This window comes from Paracoccus acridae (assembly GCF_014642735.1).
Lineage (GTDB): Bacteria > Pseudomonadota > Alphaproteobacteria > Rhodobacterales > Rhodobacteraceae > Paracoccus > Paracoccus acridae.
Genome location: NZ_BMIV01000004.1, coordinates 113,870 through 132,433, shown reverse-complemented (window position 1 = coordinate 132,433; position 18,564 = coordinate 113,870). Strand labels below are relative to the sequence as shown.

Sequence of the window (18,564 nt, the reverse complement as noted above, 5' to 3'; positions counted from 1 at the left end):
GGGCCGCGGCCGGGGGTCATTCGACCTCGACCAGCAGGTCCTTGGCGTCGATCTGTTCGCCGGGGCGGACATGGACGGCCTTGATGGTGCCGTCGCGGTCGGCGTGAAGGCCGGTTTCCATCTTCATCGCCTCGATGGTCAGCAGCAGGTCGCCCTGGCGGACCTTGGCCCCTGCCGCCGCCGCGACCGAGGCCACGACGCCCGGCATCGGCGCGCCGACATGGCCCGCGTTCGACGGGTCGGCCTTGGGACGCGCGGCCTTGGTGCCGGTGGCCTTGCGGTTCGGCACGCGGACCTGGCGCGGCTGGCCGTTCAGTTCGAAGAAGACCTTGACCTCGCCCTTCTCGTCCGTCTCGCCCAGGGTCAGCAGGCGCACCTCCAGCGTCTTGCCGGGGTCGATCTCGACGCTGATCTCGTCGCCGGGCTCCATGCCATAGAAGAAGTTGCGCGTGGGCAGCGTGCGGACCGGGCCATAGGTCTCGTGCCGCGCGCGATAGTCGGTGAAGACCTTGGGATACATCAGGTAGCCGTTCAGATCCTCGTCGTCGATCTCGATGCCCAGATCCTCGGACAGCTTTGCCCGCGTGGCCTCGATGTCCACGGGGGGCAGATGGGCGCCGGGGCGGTCGGTGATCGGCGCCTCGCCCTTCAGGACCTTGCGCTGCAGCGCCTCGGGCCAGCCGCCGGGCGGTTGGCCCAGGTTGCCCTTCATCATGTCCACCACGCTGTCGGGGAAGCTGACCTCGACATTCGGATCCATGACCTGCTGCGGCGTCAGCCCCTGTGCCACCATCATCAGCGCCATGTCGCCCACCACCTTGGACGACGGCGTGACCTTCACGATGTCGCCGAACATGCGGTTCACATCGGCATAGGCCTGCGCCACCTCGTGCCAGCGATCTTCCAGCCCCATCGACCGCGCCTGCGCCTTGAGGTTGGTGAACTGCCCGCCCGGCATCTCGTGCAGATAGACCTCGGACGCGGGCGACTGCAGGCCGGATTCGAAGGCCGCATAGTTCTCGCGCACGCGTTCCCAGTAGTTGCTGATCTGCCGGATCGCCGCGATGTCCAGGCCGGTGTCGCGTTCGGTGCCTTCCAGCGCCTCGACGATGGAGCCAAGGCAAGGCTGCGAGGTGCCGCCCGAGAAGGCGTCCATCGCCGCGTCCACCGCGTCCACGCCAGCGTCCGCAGCGGCCAGGATGGTGGCCCCGGCCAGCCCCGAAGTGTCGTGGGTGTGGAAATGGACGGGCAGGCCCACCTCCTCCTTCAGCGCCTTGATGAGGATGCGCGCGGCGGCGGGCTTCAGCAGGCCCGCCATGTCCTTCAGCCCCAGAACATGGGCCCCGGCGGCCTTCAGATCCTGCGCGGTCTTGACGTAATAGGCCAGATCATACTTGGACCGGTCGGGGTCCAGCATGTCGCCGGTATAGCAGACCGTGCCTTCGCAGATCTTGCCGGTCTCGATCACCGCGTCCATGGCGACGCGCATGTTCTCGACCCAGTTCAGGCTGTCGAAGACGCGGAACACGTCCACGCCGCTTTCCGCCGCCTGGCGCACGAAGGACTGGACCACGTTGTCGGGATAGTTGGTATAGCCCACCCCGTTCGAGGCCCGAAGCAGCATCTGCGTCATCAGGTTGGGCATCCGTTCGCGGATGTCGCGCAGCCGCTGCCAGGGGCATTCCTGCAGGAAGCGATAGGCCACGTCGAAGGTCGCCCCGCCCCAGCATTCGACGCTGAACAGCCCCGGCAGGTTAGCGGCATAGGACGGCGCCACGCGGATCATGTCGATCGACCGCATCCGGGTCGCCAGCAGCGACTGGTGCCCGTCGCGCATGGTGGTGTCGGTCATCAGCAGGCGCGTTTGCGCGGCCATCCAGTCGGCCACGGCCTGGGCGCCCTTCTGTTCCAGCATCTGCCGGGTGCCGGGCGCCGGTTCAGCCTTGGGCGCGGGCGGGACCGGCGGGCGGGCCTGCGCGGGCGGCGTGGGACGGCCCGCCGTTTCGGGATGCCCGTTCACGCTGATATCGGCCAGATAGGTCAGGATCCGCGTGGCGCGGTCCCGGCGCTTGTCGAACTGGAACAGTTCCGCCGTCGTGTCGATGAATTTGGTCGTATAGGTGTCATCGAGGAAGGTGGGGTGCTTCAGCAGGTTGATGACGAAGTCGATGTTCGTGCTGACGCCGCGCACCCGGAACTCGCGCAGGGCGCGGTCCATGCGGCGGATCGCCCCCTCGGGCGTCTGCGCCCAGGCCGTGACCTTGACCAGCAGCGAATCGTAATAGCGCGTGATGACCCCGCCAGAATAGGCCGTTCCGCCGTCCAGCCGGATGCCGTTGCCGGTGGCGCTGCGATAGGCGGTGATCCGGCCATAATCGGGGATGAAGTTGTTCAGCGGATCCTCGGTCGTCACGCGGCATTGCAGCGCGTGACCCGACAGCGTGACCTGATCCTGGGACGGCACGCCTGTCGCCTCGGCCAGGGTCGCGCCCTCAGCGATGCGGATCTGGGACTGCACGATGTCGATGCCGGTGACTTCCTCGGTCACGGTATGCTCGACCTGGACGCGCGGGTTCACCTCGATGAAGTAGAACCGGCTCGTGTCCATATCCATCAGGAACTCGACCGTGCCGGCGTTCTGGTATCCGACGGCCCGGCCGATCTTCAGCGCCAGTTCGCAGACCTCGGCCCGCTGTTCGGGGGTCAAATAGGGCGCGGGGGCGCGTTCCACGACCTTCTGGTTGCGGCGCTGCACGGTGCAGTCGCGTTCATACAGGTGATACAAGCCGCCATGGGTGTCGCCCAGCAACTGCACCTCGACGTGGCGGGCGCGCAGGATCATCTTTTCCAGATAGCCCTCGCCATTGCCGAAGGCGGCCTCGGCCTCGCGCCGGCCCTCGCGGACCTTGTCCACCAATTCCTCGGGGCCGTTGATCGGGCGCATCCCGCGCCCGCCGCCGCCCCAGGAGGCCTTGAGCATCAGGGGATAGCCGATGGCGGCCGCCTCGGCCTTGATCGCCTCGAAATCGTCGCCCAGAACCTCGGTCGCAGGGATGACGGGCACGCCCGCCTGGATCGCCACGCGCCGCGCCGATGCCTTGTCGCCAAGCGCGCGCATGGTGTCGGCGCGCGGGCCGATGAAGGTGATCCCGGCAGCCTTGCAGGCGTCCACGAAGTCGGGGTTTTCCGACAGAAGGCCATAGCCCGGATGGATCGCGTCCGCGCCGCTTTCCTTGGCCACCCGGATGATCTCGGGGATCGACAGATAGGCCGCGACCGGCCCCAGCCCCTCGCCGATCCGGTAGGCCTCGTCCGCCTTGAAGCGGTGCAGGCCCAGCTTGTCCTCCTCGGCATAGACGGCCACCGTCTTCTTGCCCAGTTCGTTGGCCGCCCGCATCACGCGGATCGCAATCTCGCCCCGGTTGGCGATCAGGATTTTCTGAAACATACGGGTCCCCCTCGACGTTGGGTGGGACAGTAGCAATGCCGCAGCGCAGCGCAAGAAGCACAATGAAGCGCCTGCAACAAAAGGTTTACGCTGGGTCGTGTTCGCCCTATGTTCCCAGTTTGCGGTTGCTTTTTGGAACCGCGCGCCTATGTGATGCGCTTGGCCGTCCAGGGACAAAGTATGGAACAGAAGTTCATCGAGGTTCGCGGTGCGCGCGAGCATAACCTGAAGGGCGTGGATATGGACATCCCGCGCGACAAGCTGGTGGTCATCACCGGGCTGTCGGGTTCGGGCAAGTCCTCCCTCGCCTTCGACACGATCTATGCCGAAGGGCAGCGCCGTTATGTGGAAAGCCTCTCGGCCTATGCGCGCCAGTTCCTGGACATGATGGGCAAGCCCGATGTGGACCACATCAGCGGCCTGTCGCCCGCCATCAGCATCGAACAAAAGACGACCAGCAAGAACCCGCGTTCGACCGTGGGCACGGTCACGGAAATCTATGACTATCTGCGGCTGCTGTTCGCCCGCGCGGGCACGCCCTACAGCCCCGCCACCGGCCTGCCGATCGAGGCGCAGCAGGTCCAGGACATGGTGGACCGCATCATGGAGATGCCCGAGGGCACGCGCGCCTATCTGCTGGCGCCCATCGTGCGCGACCGCAAGGGCGAATACAAAAAGGAATTCCTGGAGCTTCGCAAGCAGGGCTTCCAGCGGGTCAAGGTGAACGGCCAGTTCCACGAACTGGACGAGCCGCCCACCCTGGACAAGAAGTTCCGCCATGACATCGACGTGGTGGTGGACCGCATCGTCGTGCGCGCGGGGCTGGAAACCCGCCTGGCCGATTCGCTGCGCACCGCGCTGGATCTGGCGGGCGGCATCGCCATCGTGGAAACGGCCGGGGACGAACCGGAACGCACCACCTTCAGCGAAAACTTCGCCTGCCCCGTCAGCGGCTTCACCATCCCGGATATCGAGCCGCGGCTGTTTTCCTTCAACGCGCCCATGGGCGCCTGCCCGGTCTGTGATGGCCTGGGGGCGGAACTGTTCTTCGACGAACGGCTGATCGTGCCCGATGCCGCGCTGTCGGTGGAAAAGGGCGCCATCGCCCCCTGGGCCAAGTCGAAGTCGGCCTATCTGACGCAGACGATCAACGCGCTTGCCAAGCATTACGGCTTTGACAAGAAGACCAAGTGGAAGGATCTGCCCGAAGACGTGCGGCGCATGTTCCTGCACGGATCCGGGTCCGAGGAGATCGCCTTCCGCTTCGATGACGCGGGCCGCGTCTATAACGTCACCCGCGTGTTCGAGGGCGTGATCCCCAACATGGAACGCCGGATGCGCGAATCCGACAGCGCCTGGGTGCGAGAGGAATTCGAGCGTTACCAGAACAACCGCCCCTGCGGCGCCTGCCACGGCTATCGCCTCAAGGACGAGGCCCTGGCGGTCAAGATCGCGGGCAATCACATCGGCCAGGTGGTCGAACTGTCGATCAAGGAGGCCCTGGCCTGGACCGAGGCCGCGCCCCGGCACCTGAGCAAACAGAAGAACGAGATCGCGCACGCGATCCTCAAGGAAATCCGCGAACGGCTGGGTTTCCTGGTCAACGTGGGACTGGATTACCTGACGCTGTCCCGCGCGGCGGGCACGCTGTCGGGCGGCGAAAGCCAGCGGATTCGCCTTGCCAGCCAGATCGGGTCCGGTCTGACGGGCGTGCTCTATGTGCTGGATGAACCCTCAATCGGGTTGCATCAGCGCGACAATGATCGCCTTCTGGACACTCTCAAGGGGCTGCGGGACCAGGGCAATTCGGTCATCGTGGTGGAACATGACGAGGATGCGATCCGCCACGCGGATTACGTCTTCGACATGGGTCCCGGCGCGGGCGTCCATGGCGGCACGGTCGTCAGCCAGGGCACGCCCGAGGAAATCGCCGCCGACCCGGCCAGCCTGACGGGGCAATACCTGTCGGGCGCTCGAGAGATTGCGGTGTCCGACGAACGGCGCAAGGGCAACGGCAAGGCCGTCAAGGTGGTCAAGGCCACCGGCAACAACCTCAAGAACGTCACCGCCGAATTCCCGCTGGGCAAGTTCGTCTGCGTCACCGGCGTGTCGGGCGGCGGCAAGTCCACCCTGACGATTGAAACCCTGTTCAAGACCGCCAGCCTGCGCCTGAACGGCGCCCGCCAGACCCCCGCCCCCTGCGAGACGATCACCGGGCTGGAACATCTGGACAAGGTTATCGACATCGACCAGCGGCCCATCGGTCGCACGCCCCGGTCGAACCCGGCCACCTATACCGGCGCCTATACGCCCATCCGCGACTGGTATGCGGGCCTGCCCGAATCCAAGGCGCGCGGCTACAAGCCCGGCCGCTTCAGCTTCAACGTCAAGGGCGGCCGCTGCGAGGCCTGCCAGGGCGATGGCGTCATCAAGATCGAGATGCACTTCCTGCCCGACGTCTATGTCACCTGCGAAACCTGCAAGGGCAAGCGCTACAACCGCGAAACGCTGGAGGTGCTGTTCAAGGGCAAGTCCATCGCCGACGTTCTGGACATGACGGTCGAGGATGCGCAGGGCTTCTTTTCCGCCGTGCCCGCGATCCGCAACAAGATGGACGCGCTGATGGAGGTGGGCCTGGGCTATGTCAAGGTCGGCCAGCAGGCCACCACCCTGTCGGGCGGCGAGGCGCAGCGGGTCAAGCTTGCCAAGGAACTGTCGCGCCAATCCACCGGCAAGACGCTGTATATCCTGGACGAACCCACGACCGGCCTGCATTTCGAGGATGTGCGCAAGCTGCTGGAGGTGCTGCACCGGCTGGTAGACCAGGGCAACACGGTCGTCGTGATCGAACACAACCTGGATGTCATCAAGACCGCCGACTGGATCATCGACATCGGTCCCGAAGGCGGCGACGGCGGCGGGCGCATCGTCGCGGTCGGCACGCCCGAGGATGTGGCGAAGGTCGATGAAAGCCACACCGGACGCTATCTTGCCCCGATGCTGAAGCCCGCACGGGTGCGGACGGCGGCGGAATAGCCGTCAGTCCAGCGCGATCCGCTGAACGGTGCAGCCAGCCTCGTCCCGGGTCGGAAACGGGGCGGGCAGCTCGAACCCGGCGCAGAGGCGGATGCTGTCCGGCGACACCAGCTCGATGCGATAGGGCGCGGCGGTGAAGGGATCGGCCAGGCGCGGGGTCATCGGGCAGGCCTCGGTCGGGGTGGGATCGGTCACGACCCGTCCCGCCTGCTGCGCCTTGCAGAACAGCAGCGACTGGATCTGGGACAGGTCGCTTTCCCGCAACCGGTCGCGCTTTTCCGCCCTGCCCTGCGCGGGTCCGCCGATGGCGACGATGCCCGCCACCAAAACCGCCAGCGACAGCGCTGTAAGCGCCCAGACGGGCCAGGGCCTAGCCATCCAGATCCTCGCGATAGCAACCGGCCACCAACAAGCCCATGACGGCAACCAGGGCGCATTTCGCCGCCAGGCGCGGCGTCAGGTCGCCCGACAGGAAGGCATAGACGACCGACACCAGATCGCCCAACAGCACCAGCGCGGCGGCAAAGACCGTGACCGAGGCGAAGATCCGGCGCGCCTGCGACCGCCGCCTCTGGTCGCCTGCGCCCATGTGCCGGGCCATGCGAAGGTCCAGCAACACGAACAGCGGCAGGAAGGCCAGGATCGCGGCGATGGAGAAACGCATGGACCAGCGGTCCGATGCGCCGCTTTCCGAAAGGTCGGGGATCGCCTGGTCGATGACCTGGAATCCAAGGCGCAGGACGTGAAAGCAGACCAGCACCAGCGCGATCATCAGCAGCGCGTAAAGCATCGCCTCTCGCGCCGAGACATAGGGTCGCGGACGCGGAACGGGCGGCAGGTCGCCACCTGCGGACCATGCCGTCACCGCGCCTTCGATTTCCGGCGCGGTCCACCCGGCCTGCGCCAGGGCCGCGCGAATGCGCGCACCGTCATGTCCCGCCGCCAAGGCATCACGGACAAAGTCTGACAACTGATCGGCCGATCCCATCCCGCCCGCCCCTGGTTTCCGGGAAAATTCACGCTCTTTGCCTTTGGATGTCAACGACCTGAATAATTTTGCGCCGCCGGGCGATTTTCCCTCTTGCACCCCCCGGCGCAGTCCCATAAATCACGCCTCACCGAAGGCGAGACGGAAACGAAGCGCTGACGGAACGGATGCGGGCGTAGCTCAGGGGTAGAGCATAACCTTGCCAAGGTTAGGGTCGTGAGTTCGAATCTCATCGCCCGCTCCAAACAAAAAAGCCGGACCTTCGGGTTCGGCTTTTTTGTTTTGTTCGTGCAAAAACTGGTCACCTTATGGTTGCATAATCTGCAATGGCGACTATGATGCCATGAAAAAGGCTCTGACCTTACAACTGATAAACAAAACACAGATAATAACAGGCCAGAGCTTTAATCAGGCGGCCCAGAAACCCTGTACTCAACACAAAAAGACACGGCCGTCTCGCTGTTCAGCGTGCCGTTAACCATCCGGGATAAGCCAACATCGGTGATTTCCTTTACACTGTCAAGTTGAGTAATGGGATTGGCGATGAATATGCGTAGCGACCTGCCCCAGCTGCTGGTAAAGGCCGGTTTGACCATCCTCGAGGAGGAAGGCGCCGAGGGTCTGACCCTGCGCCGAATCGCGGCGCGGGCGGGTGTGTCCCATGCGGCGCCTGCGCATCACTTCGGTGGCCTGACCGGCTTGAAGAACGCCATTGCGACGCAGGGTTTCCAGGCATTCTACGGGGATCTTGTCGCTGCCCAGGACTCGCTTCCCGGTGACGCCGATCCGTTCCAGCGCCTGTTGACGGTCAATCTGGCCTATATTCGTTTTGCTCGCCGCCATCCTGCGCTTTTCAGGCTGATGTTCGAACAATGGCCGACCCAGGACGACGACCTGCGCATGACCGCCCAGGCGACCTATGTCGTGCTTCACCAGTGCTGCACCCCTCTTGTTCAGGATCGGAAGCGCGCGCCGTTCGAGACCGCGATCTGGGCCATGACCCATGGCTTTGCGATGCTGAACCTGGATCAGCCATATCCGCCCGGATCGCCGGTGCAGATGCCGTCTTACGAAGAGGCCCTGCGCCTGCTGGTCGGCTGACCAGAGGCGCAGGGCGGCCGCCTAGCCGTCCACGCGGATGCGGGCGTTCTGCGGGTCATAGGGGCTGTCCTCGGCCACCTCGGCGTCCCACAATTCGCGGAACATGCGGACCTTCAGCTTCGTTCCGGGCGCGGCCAGGTCGGGGCGGACATAGCCCATGCCGATCTGCTTGCCGAAAGCGACCGAATAGCCGCCCGAGGTCAGGCGCCCGACCTTGGTCCCGTCGAGGAAGATCCCTTCGCGCCCCCAGGGATCGGCGTCCTGCGGCCCATCGATCAGCAGCGTGACGCACAGGGACCGGATACCCTTGTCCTGCATCGCCGCCTTGCCGCGAAAGTCCTTGGACAGGTCCACGAAACGGTCCAGCCCGGCTTCCAGCGGAGTCGCGTCCCGGCCCAGTTCGGTGCCGAAGGCGCGATAGGATTTCTCCTGCCGCAGCCAGTTCTGCGCCCGTGCGCCGACCAGCTTCATGCCCAGCGGCTCGCCCGCTTCCATCAGCCGGTCGAACAGATGGTTCTGCATCTCGATCGGGTGGTGCAGCTCCCAGCCAAGCTCTCCGGTATAGGCCACGCGTATGGCGTTCACCGGCACCATGCCCAGTTCGATCCGCTTGGCCGACAGCCAGGGAAATCGCTTGTTCGACAGGGCGGTTTCCGGCTGCGCGTCGCGGATCAGTTTCGCCAAGATGTCGCGGGACGCCGGACCGGCCAGGGCAAAGACGCCCCATTGGGTCGTCACGTCCTGGATGCCGACATGATGGCCGCCCGCCGCCATGAAATCCTCGGCCGATTTCACCAGATGATCGCCGTCATAGGCGGCCCATGCCCCGGCGGACACCAGGTAATAGCTGTCCTCGGCCAGCCGGACGATGGTGTATTCGGTCCGCGTGGTGCCCGCGTCGGTCAGCGCATAGGTCAGGTTGATGCGGCCGACCTTGGGCAACCTGTTGGTGGTCAGCCAGTCCAGGAAAGCCGTCGCGCCCGGCCCCTTGACGATGTGCTTGGCGAAGGCCATGGCGTCGATCAGGCCCGCCGCGCTGCGGATCGCCTCGGCTTCCTCCTTCGCATATTGCCACCATCCGCCGCGCCGGAAGCTGCGGGAGGCATGGTCGTCGAAGCCTTCGGGACCATAGTAGTTCGGCCGTTCCCAGCCGTTCACCTGCCCGAACTGCGCCCCTCGCGCCTTCTGCCGGTCATAGGCGGGCGAGGTCCGCAGCGGTCGGCAGGCTTCTCGTTCCTCGTCGGGGTGGTGCAGGATGAAGACATGCTCATACGCTTCCTCGTTCTTGCGGGCGGCGTATTCGGTGGTCATCCAGCCGCCATAGCGGCGCGGGTCCAGCGATGCCATGTCGATCTCGGCCTCGCCCTCGACCATCATCTGCGTCAGGTAATGGCCGACGCCGCCTGCCGCGGTGATGCCGAAGCTGAAGCCCTCGGCCAGCCACATGTTGCGCAGGCCGGGCGCCGGGCCGACAAGGGGGTTGCCGTCGGGCGTATAGCAGATCGGGCCGTTATAGTCGTCCTTCAGCCCCACCGTTTCGGATGTCGGGATCCGGTGGATCATCGACATGTATTCCTCCTCGATCCGTTCCAGGTCCAGCGGGAACAGGTCGGCGCGGAAGGATTCGGGCACGTCATAGAGGAACCGCGCCGGGGCGTTGCGCTCATAGGGGCCAAGGATCCAGCCGCCGCGTTCCTCGCGCACATACCACTTGGCGTCGGCGTCGCGCAGGACCGGGTGTTCCGGGTTGCCCTCGGCCCGCCATTTCGCAAGGGCCGGGTCGGGCTCGGTGACGATATACTGATGCTCGACCGGGATCGCCGGGATCTTGATGCCCAGAAGCCGCGCGGTGCGCTGCGCGTGGTTGCCGGTGGCGGTCACGACATGCTCGGCCCGGATCTCGAAGACCTCGCCCGAGCCGACCAGGTTGCCGCCCTTCTCCACCAGCTTTTCGCAGGTGACGATCCATTCCGATCCGGTCCACTTGTAGCCGTTCACCTGGATCTTGCGCTCGATGGTGGCGCCGGCCATGCGCGCGCCCTTGGCCATGGCCTGGGTCACGTCGGCGGGGTTGATGTATCCGTCGGTCGGGTGGAACAGCGCGCCCTTCAGGTCTTCGGTGCGGACCAGGGGCCAGCGGTCCTTGATCTGCTGGGGGGTCAGGAAGTGATGCTCGATCCCGACCGTCTCGGCGGTGGCGGAATACAGCATGTATTCGTCCATCCGGTCCTGCGTCTGCGCCATGCGCAGGTTGCCGCAGCGGGTGAAGCCCGCGTTCAGGCCGGTCTGCGCCTCCAACTCGGCGTATAGCTTGACCGAGTAGTCGTGGATATGGGTCGTCGCATAGTTCATGTTGAACAGCGGCAGCAGCCCGGCCGCGTGCCAGGTGGATCCTGCCGTCAGCTCGTCACGCTCGACCAGCATCACCTCCCACCCGGCGCGGGCCAGATGGAGCGCGATGCCGCAGCCGACTGCGCCGCCTCCGACGACAAGAACCTTCACATGCGACTTCATTCGCGCGACTCCTTGGGTGGTGTTGTTGCCCGTTACTGCCACGGCTGCATCCTGCCCGTCAGATGGGCCCGACCTATAATGGCCAAAAACGACATGCTGCAACGCAGCACTTGTGCGAATCCGTGTCGTTCCATTAGGGTCTGCGCCACCAAAGGGGGGCGGAATGCAGATTTGCCGCGACAAGCAGGCGATGCGCGACTGGCGAGGGGGCCAAGGCCGCGTGGCCCTTGTTCCGACGATGGGTGCGCTGCATGACGGCCACCTGTCGCTGGTGGCCCATGCTCGGCGCTGGCTGGACGCGCAAGGCGGCGGTCGGATCGTCACTTCGATCTTCGTGAACCCCACGCAGTTCGGCCCCAGCGAGGATCTGGCAACCTATCCGCGCGACGAGGAAAACGACATCGCCCTGCTGCGGCGGGCGGGCTGCGACGCGGTGTTCCTGCCGGCCGTGGCCGACATCTATCGCCCCGGCGCGCAGACCGTGGTCGAGGTGACGGGACTGTCGCGGATGCTGATGGGCCGGCTGCGGCCCGGCCATTTCCGCGGCGTGGCGACCGTCGTGACCAAGCTGTTCAACATCGTCCGGCCCGATGCGGCGGCCTTTGGCGAAAAGGATTATCAGCAGCTCGCCGTGATCCGGCAGATGGTGGCCGACCTGGACGTATCGGTCGAGATCCTGGCGGTGCCCACGATGCGCGAAGCGGACGGGCTGGCCATGTCCTCGCGCAACCGCCGCCTGTCGCCGGCCGAACGGGCCGCCGCCCCGGTGCTGAACCGCGCCCTGGACCGCGCGGCGCAGATGGTGGCGGAAGGCGCGGGCCTGTCCGCCATACGCGCCGAACTGCGCCGCGTCATCGCCACGGAACCCCTGGCGCAGGTCCGCTCCATCGACATTCGCGATGCGGACGACCTGTCGCGCATCGCAATCATCCAAGCCCCCGTGGTGATCCTGCTGGCCGTCCGCCTGGGCGAGGTGCTGCTGATCGATCAGCGGGTCGCCCATCCGAAAGGCGTTCCCGATGTCCGTTGAAACCCGCATCAAGCGCGTCACCGCGCCGCAGATCGCCGAACGCAAGGGCGCGACGCCCATCGTCGCGCTGACCGCCTATACCGCGCCGATGGCGGCGATGGTGGACGCCCATGCCGACCTGATCCTGGTCGGCGACAGCCTGGGCATGGTGATCCACGGCCTGCCCTCGACCGTGGGCGTCACGACCGAGATGATGATCCTGCACGGCCAGGCGGTGATGCGCGGCAGCCAGCGTGCGATGGTGGTCGTGGACATGCCCTTCGGCAGCTATGAGGAAAGCCCCGGGCAGGCCTTCCGCAACGCCGCGCGGATCATGGCCGAGACCGGCTGCGGCGCGGTCAAGCTGGAAGGCGGCAGCCGGATGGCGCCCACCGTCCGGTTCTTGACCGAACGGGGCATCCCGGTCATGGGCCATGTGGGCCTGCTGCCGCAGGCGACCCATACCCTTGGCGGCTTCAAGACCCAGGGGCGCGACACCGACAGCTGGGCGCGCCACATCCAGGACGCGGTGGACGTGGCCGAGGCCGGGGCCTTCTCGATCGTGGTCGAGGGGGTGGTGGAGCCGCTGGCCGTGCGCATGACCGAAGCGGTCACAGTGCCCACCATCGGCATCGGTGCCTCCGCCCGCTGCGACGGGCAGATCCTGGTTCTGGACGACATGCTGGGCCTCTCGGCGCGGGTGCCGCGCTTCGTCCATAAGTTCGCCGACCTGGGCCGCAACGCCGACGAGGCCATCGCCGCATATGCCGCAGCGGTGCGGGACAGGAAATTTCCGGCCGAGGAAAACGTCTATCGGTGACTGATCCAGGTCAAGGTCGCCACGACCGCCTGACGATAGGCAGGCGGAAACAACGCGACGGACGACCATGACCCTTGCCGCCTTTCTGACCGCCGTTCTGGGCCTGCTGCTGACCCCCGGCCCGACCAATACCCTGATGGGCCTTGCCGGCGCCTCGGATGGGATGGGCCGCACGGCCCGGCTGATCCCGGCCGAAATCCTGGGATATCTGACGACGATCATGCCCCTGGCCCTGGTCGGGCACAGCCTTCTGGGGAACTTCCCCCTTGCGGCGCAGGGGATCAAGCTTGCGGCCGCAGCCTGGGTGATGGTTCTGGCGGTCAAGTTGTGGGGGCGCGGGTCGCTGGCGCAGGCAGGCGGCGACATCACGGCCCGCCGCGTCTATGTCACCACAGTCCTGAATCCCAAGGCATTGATCATCGCCCTGGTCCTGCTGCCCGCCCCCGCCGCCCCGGCCTTTGCATCCCGGCTGGCGCTGTTCTGCGTGACGGCCGCTGCCGTGGCGCTGATCTGGGGCGGCGCGGGCAGCGTGGCCCGGATGGGGCACGGCGGCGCGGGTCGGATGCAGGTGATCCAGCGCGCGGCCTCGGTCTGGTTGGGGCTGGTGTCGGTGATGCTGGTGGCGGGCGCGCTGCGTCCCTGAAACGGATCAGCCGCCGAAATCGGCCGTCCGCGCCAGGCGCGACATCAGAAGCGGCACCAGCAACAGCAGCGACAAGCCTCCATAGATGACGGCAAAGCTTGTCTGTTCCGCCAGAAATCCGATGCTGCCGGGTGCCAGCAGGATCCCGGAATAGCCCATGGTGGTGACGACCGACAGCCCGATGCCCTGCGTTAGTCCCGGCACATTGCCCGCCGCCGAAAAGGCGATCGGCACAAGGTTCGCGATACCGATCCCGGCCAGCCCGAAGCCCACAAGCGCAACCGGGGGCGTCGGCGCCAGTGCCGCGACGGCCAGCCCTGCCATGGCGATCACCGCGCTGACGCGCAGCGTCCTGACCGCACCATAACGGCGCCGTATCCCGTCGCCCAGAAAGCGCATCACGGCCATCGTTCCGGCACAGGCGCCAAAACCCCAGCCCGCCACGGCCAAAGAGGCGCCCATTTCCCGTTGCAGATACACTGCTGCCCAGTCGAGGATCGCCCCTTCCGGGATCATGCAGGCAAGCGCCATCACGCCGATCAGATAAGGCAGCGGCGTGCGCGGCAGACGCAGCGGCTGGTGCTTGTGTTCGCCCGCCGGGCTGTCGCGCAACAGGCGCGGAAAGGCGAGGGCCAGGATCACTGCCACGATCATCGACACGATGACGGCGTGCGCCGTTTCCCCGACCGCCTGGATGACGGCGCCCCCTGCCCCTGCCCCGGCAAGCCCCCCGAGGGACCAGAACCCGTGGCAGGACGACATGATGGCCCGGCGCCTTGCGCGTTCCACCGCCACCGCATTGGCGTTCATGGCGACGTCCATCCCCCCGATCAGCCCGCCGAAGACCAGCACGGTCAGGGCGACTGTCCAGACATTCGGCGCCAGGGACATCCAGATCAGGCTGGGCGTGAACAGGACGGCCGCCAGTTTCGCCGCATGGGCCGATCCGCGCCGCGCGACAAGACCGCCGAACACCGGCATCAGGCAGACCGATCCGATGCCAAGCGCCAGCACCAGCAAGCCGGCCACGGCTTCGCTGATCCCCAGCCGCGCCATCATCGCGGGCAGCTTCGGCGCCCAGCTTCCGACCACAAGGCCGTTCGCGAAGAACAGCGCCGACACGGCCCAGCGAGCCCCCAGTCCGATTCTGTCGGTCATCCCGATCCTGTCTTCTTCATGAAATATCCCGGGGAAGGCCCGGCACGGGAACGGGGGCAGCGCCCCCTTACAGCATCGACGGCACGACCAGATCCGGCGGACGATGCCCGTCGGCGAAGGTCTTGATGTTGATGATGACCTTTTCGCCCATCTCGGCGCGCCCCTCGATCGTGGCCGATCCCATATGCGGCAGCAGCACCACGTTCGGCAATTCGCGAAGGCGGGGGTTGATCTCGTGTCCGTGTTCGAACACGTCGAGGCCCGCCCCTGCGATTTCCCCCGCGCGCAGCATCCGGGTCAGGGCGTTTTCGTCGATCACCTCGCCGCGCGAGGTGTTGACGACCACGGCGGTCGGCTTCAGCAGCTTCAGCCGCCGCGCGTTCAGCAGGTGGAAGGTGGATGGCGTATGCGGCGCGTTCACGCTGATGATGTCCATGCGCGCCAGCATCTGGTCCAGGCTTTCCCAATAGGTCGCCTGCAATTCCTCCTCGATCTCGGGGCGCAGGCGGCGGCGGTTGTGGTAATGGACCTGCATCCCGAAGGCATTGGCACGCCGCGCGACCGCCTGGCCGATCCGGCCCATGCCCAGGATCCCCAGCCTTCGCCCGCCCACGCGCCCGCCCAGATGCGATGTCGGCGCCCAGCCGGACCAGCGGCCCGCCTGCATTTCGGCCATGCCCTCGGGGATGCGCCGGGTGACGCCCAGGATCAGGGCCATGACCATGTCGGCGGTATCCTCGGTCACGACGCCGGGGGTGTTGGTCACCAGGACGCCCCGCTGCCGGGCGGAATGGACGTCGATGTGATCCACCCCCGCGCCATAATTGGCGATCAGCTTCAGCCGTTCGCCCGCCTGGGCCAGCATGTTGGCGTCTATCTGGTCGGTCACCGTCGGCACCAGCACATCCGCGCCGCGCATCGCCGCCGCCAGATCGTCGCGCGACATCTTCGTGTCGTCGTCGCGCAGCACCACGTCGAACAGTTCCTTCATGCGCGTCTCGACCGCCTCGGGCAGGCGGCGCGTCACGACGACGCGCAGTTTCTGGCGCGAGGGTTGCGGGCTGTGCATGATGGCCTCACTTTCTCGATGTCATGTCGTGGCGGCCTTCCAAAGACAGGCCGTCTTTGGCAAACTGCCCGCGTTATGGGGCAGGCACAAGACCCCATGGGGGTGCCTGCGCGCGCCCCGGACAAGGGGCAGAAAGGGCCGCCTGAACGGCGGTCGGCAGGAACGGACGGGACATGAGAATACGGACGCTTATAAGTGGCGGCGCGGCGATCCTGATCGCGACAGCGGGTTTGGCACTGGCCCAGCCCCAGGGCGTGCCGCAATCGGCCGATGCGCGGATCATGCGCGTCCAGGATGGCGGGGAAACCCGCGGACCCGTCACCAACCTGCCCGTCCCCCGCTATGTCAGCCTGAAAGGGTCCGAGGGCAATGCCCGGCGCGGCCCCAGCCTGTCGCACCGCATCGACTGGGTGTTCCGCCATGCCGGGATGCCCTTGCGCGTGGTCGCGGAATTCGGCCATTGGCGCCGGGTCGAGGACAAGGACGGCGCGGGCGGCTGGGTCCATTACGCGCTGCTGTCGGGCGTGCGCACCGCCCTTGTCACGCAGGACATGGTCGAATTGCGCAGCCGCCCCAATCCCGACGCCGACATCGTGGCACGCGCGGAAATGGGCGCCATCGTCCGGCTGGGCGAATGCGACCCCGGCTGGTGCCGCATTTCCGGCGGCGGACAGCGCGGCTGGGTGCCCAAGACCGCCATCTGGGGCGTGGACCCGGACGAGGTGCGGGACTAGGCCGGAAGCCTTCAGGCCAGTCCGCGTCCCCGCAGCAGCGCATCCACCCCCGGCATGCGCTGGCGGAAGGCCAGCCACAACTGGTCCGCCGGGGCAGATCCGCCCTTGGACAGGATCGTCTCCTCCAGCCGCCTTGCCGTCGCCGGGTCGAAGATGTCGCCCGTTTCCTGGAAGGCCGCAAAGGCGTCGGCGTCCATCACCTCGGACCACATATAGCTGTAATAGCCGCTGGCATAGCTGTCGCCGCTGAAGACATGGCTGAAATGCGGCGTGGCATGGCGCATGGGGATCGCGCCGGGCGCATCCAGGTCGGCCAGAACGCGCGCCTGTGCGGCCATCGGATCGGCGGGCGGCTCGCCCCGGTGAAAGGCCAGATCCACCAGCGCGCTTTCCAGATATTCGGTCGTGGCAAAGCCCGCATCGGCCTTGCCCGCCGCCAGCAGGCGGTCGCGCAGATCGGCGGGCAAAGGCTCGCCCGTCCGGTAATGGCGCGCATGGGCGTCCAGAACAGTGGGTTGTTCCAGCCAATGTTCGTAAAGCTGGCTTGGCAGTTCCACGAAATCCTGCGCCACCGATGTCCCGGAGATCGAGGGCCAGGTCACGTCCGACAGGATGTGATGCGTCGCATGGCCGAATTCGTGGAACAGCGTGCGGGCGTCGTCCCAGGACAGGAATGCGGGCGCGCCCGGTTCCTCGGGCGGGGTGAAGTTGCAGACATTGACCACGATGGGCCGCTGGCCCTTGCCGATCTTATGCTGGACCTGAAGCGAAGAACACCAGGCGCCCGACCGTTTCGAGGGCCGCGCGAAATAATCGCCCACGAAGATCGCCATCAGCCGCCCGTCGCGGGTGATCCGCCAGGCGCGGGCATCGGGCGACCACAGCGGCGCGTCGAAGGGCTGGAACTCCAGCCGGAACAGGCGATGCGCGACATCCATCATCGCCCCCAGCATCGCGTCCAGCGTCAGGTAAGGCTTGACCTGATCGGCGTCGAAATCATGGTCCTGCCGCCGCAGCCGCTCCGCGTAAAGCCGCCAGTCCCAGGCTTCCAGCGCGCCGTTCACGCCGTCCTGATGCGCCATGGCGGTCAGCCTGGCCTCGTCCTCGGCCGCACGCTTGCGGGCGGGTTCCCAGACACGGCCCAGCAGGTCGGCCACCCGGTCGGCACTGCCCGCCATCTCGGGTTCCAGCTTGTAGGCGGCGAAATCGGCATAGCCCAGCAGCCGGGCGCGTTCGTGGCGCAGGGCCAGGATTTCGGCCACCAGGGGCAGGTTGTCGGTGGCCTTGCCGCCCGCGCCCTGGCCCGACCCGCGCGCGGCCCAGGCCTTGAAGGCCATCTCGCGCAGCGCGCGGTCGCCGGCATGTTCCAGGAAGGGCACGATCAGCGACCGCGTCAGGGTGACGACCTGCCCGTCCATCCCCCGCGCCTTCGCCGCCGCGCGCATGGACCGCAGCAACCAGTCGGGCAACCCCGACAGCCGGTCATCCGGCACTGGCAGGACATAATCGCGTTCGTCGGCCAGCACGTTCTGCGAGAATTGCGTGGTCAGGACCGCCATGCGGGCGCGGATCGCGGCCATGCGGTCACGCGCCCCGCCCTCCAGCCCCGCGCCGGACCGGGTCAGGCCGCGCAGCGCCAGTTCGGTGATGCGCCGATCCTCGGGCGGCAGGGTGTCGGCGGTCTCGGCCACCGCCTTGACGCGGGCATAAAGGCGCGGGTCCATGCCGGTCTTGCTGTTATAGGCCGCAAGCCGGGGGGCGAAATCGCGCTGCAGCGCCTCTCGCGCGGGGTTCGAATCGACATTGGCCAGCGTGTAGAAGATCGACAACACGCGGTTCAGCCCTTCCTCGGCGACCTCCATGGCGGCGACGGTGTTGGCGAAGGTCGGGGCTTCGGGATTGGCGGCGATCGCCTCCATCGCGGCTTCGGCTGCGGCCAGTTCGCGGTCGAAGGCGGGGGCAATGTCGGTGTCGGCGATCAGGTCGAAGCGGGGAAGCCCCTCGGGTCCGGTCCAGCGGGTCAGTTCGGCGTTCATGGCGTCTC

13 protein-coding genes and 1 tRNA gene are annotated in these 18,564 nt (G+C 66.7%); 7 read left to right on the top strand and 7 right to left on the bottom strand.

Translation table 11 applies throughout. The annotated features are described in order from the left end of the window. Positions 1–16: 16 nt before the first annotated feature. Positions 17–3,448 carry a pyruvate carboxylase gene (locus IEX25_RS07845; protein WP_103173512.1) on the bottom strand — a complete coding sequence of 1,144 codons (3,432 nt, stop codon included), beginning with the start codon at positions 3,446–3,448 and terminating at the stop codon, positions 17–19. 180 nt (positions 3,449–3,628) lie between these two features. Here IEX25_RS07845 and uvrA point away from each other — a divergent pair, with 180 nt between their 5' ends. Next, the gene (gene uvrA, locus IEX25_RS07840; protein WP_188714673.1) at positions 3,629–6,484 is read left to right on the top strand and encodes an excinuclease ABC subunit UvrA; all 2,856 of its coding nucleotides are present in this window, start codon (positions 3,629–3,631) and stop codon (positions 6,482–6,484) included. 3 nt (positions 6,485–6,487) lie between these two features. On the opposite strand, the gene IEX25_RS07835 is transcribed toward uvrA, so the two are convergent. Together IEX25_RS07835 and IEX25_RS07830 are read right to left on the bottom strand one after the other, a co-directional pair. Next, the gene (locus tag IEX25_RS07835; RefSeq protein WP_103173514.1) at positions 6,488–6,862 is read right to left on the bottom strand and encodes a hypothetical protein; all 375 of its coding nucleotides are present in this window, start codon (positions 6,860–6,862) and stop codon (positions 6,488–6,490) included. Then, entirely contained in the window at positions 6,855–7,472 is a 618-nt protein-coding gene (locus IEX25_RS07830; protein ID WP_103173515.1) for a DUF5671 domain-containing protein, read from the bottom strand. Before IEX25_RS07830 ends, IEX25_RS07835 begins: the two co-directional genes overlap by 8 nt. Before the next feature lie 169 nt (positions 7,473–7,641). Here IEX25_RS07830 and IEX25_RS07825 point away from each other — a divergent pair. Both IEX25_RS07825 and IEX25_RS07820 read left to right on the top strand, forming a co-directional pair. Then, positions 7,642–7,716: transfer RNA gene (locus tag IEX25_RS07825), tRNA-Gly, on the top strand. 299 nt (positions 7,717–8,015) lie between these two features. After that, positions 8,016–8,573, top strand: coding sequence for a TetR/AcrR family transcriptional regulator (locus IEX25_RS07820; protein ID WP_158247997.1), 558 nt, complete (start codon positions 8,016–8,018; stop codon positions 8,571–8,573). 21 nt (positions 8,574–8,594) lie between these two features. On the opposite strand, the gene IEX25_RS07815 is transcribed toward IEX25_RS07820, so the two are convergent. Further along, positions 8,595–11,087 (bottom strand): GcvT family protein, encoded by a 2,493-nt coding sequence (locus IEX25_RS07815; RefSeq protein WP_103173517.1) that lies wholly within the window; start codon positions 11,085–11,087, stop codon positions 8,595–8,597. Positions 11,088–11,250: 163 nt separating this feature from the next. Here IEX25_RS07815 and panC point away from each other — a divergent pair, with 163 nt between their 5' ends. The 3 genes from panC to IEX25_RS07800 all read left to right on the top strand — a co-directional run bounded on the left by panC (position 11,251) and on the right by IEX25_RS07800 (position 13,559). After that, entirely contained in the window at positions 11,251–12,117 is an 867-nt protein-coding gene (gene panC, locus IEX25_RS07810; RefSeq protein WP_103173518.1) for a pantoate--beta-alanine ligase, read from the top strand. Further along, the gene (gene panB / locus IEX25_RS07805) at positions 12,107–12,916 is read left to right on the top strand and encodes a 3-methyl-2-oxobutanoate hydroxymethyltransferase (protein ID WP_103173519.1); all 810 of its coding nucleotides are present in this window, start codon (positions 12,107–12,109) and stop codon (positions 12,914–12,916) included. Before panC ends, panB begins: the two co-directional genes overlap by 11 nt. Positions 12,917–12,983: 67 nt before the next feature. Next, a complete protein-coding gene (locus tag IEX25_RS07800) occupies positions 12,984–13,559 on the top strand; it encodes a hypothetical protein (RefSeq protein ID WP_103173520.1) in 576 nt (191 codons plus the stop codon). 6 nt (positions 13,560–13,565) lie between these two features. On the opposite strand, the gene IEX25_RS07795 is transcribed toward IEX25_RS07800, so the two are convergent. Beyond that, the gene (locus tag IEX25_RS07795) at positions 13,566–14,717 is read right to left on the bottom strand and encodes an MFS transporter (RefSeq protein ID WP_188714672.1); all 1,152 of its coding nucleotides are present in this window, start codon (positions 14,715–14,717) and stop codon (positions 13,566–13,568) included. Positions 14,718–14,784: 67 nt separating this feature from the next. After that, positions 14,785–15,786 carry a 2-hydroxyacid dehydrogenase gene (locus IEX25_RS07790; RefSeq protein WP_103173522.1) on the bottom strand — a complete coding sequence of 334 codons (1,002 nt, stop codon included), beginning with the start codon at positions 15,784–15,786 and terminating at the stop codon, positions 14,785–14,787. 173 nt (positions 15,787–15,959) lie between these two features. Between IEX25_RS07790 and IEX25_RS07785 the strand changes: the two genes are divergently transcribed. Next, positions 15,960–16,520: an SH3 domain-containing protein gene (locus tag IEX25_RS07785; protein WP_103173523.1), complete on the top strand. Its 561-nt coding sequence runs from the start codon at positions 15,960–15,962 to the stop codon at positions 16,518–16,520. Between the two features lie 11 nt (positions 16,521–16,531). Here IEX25_RS07785 and IEX25_RS07780 read toward each other — a convergent pair whose 3' ends face one another. After that, positions 16,532–18,556 carry a M3 family metallopeptidase gene (locus IEX25_RS07780; protein WP_103173524.1) on the bottom strand — a complete coding sequence of 675 codons (2,025 nt, stop codon included), beginning with the start codon at positions 18,554–18,556 and terminating at the stop codon, positions 16,532–16,534. Positions 18,557–18,564: the final 8 nt, after the last annotated feature.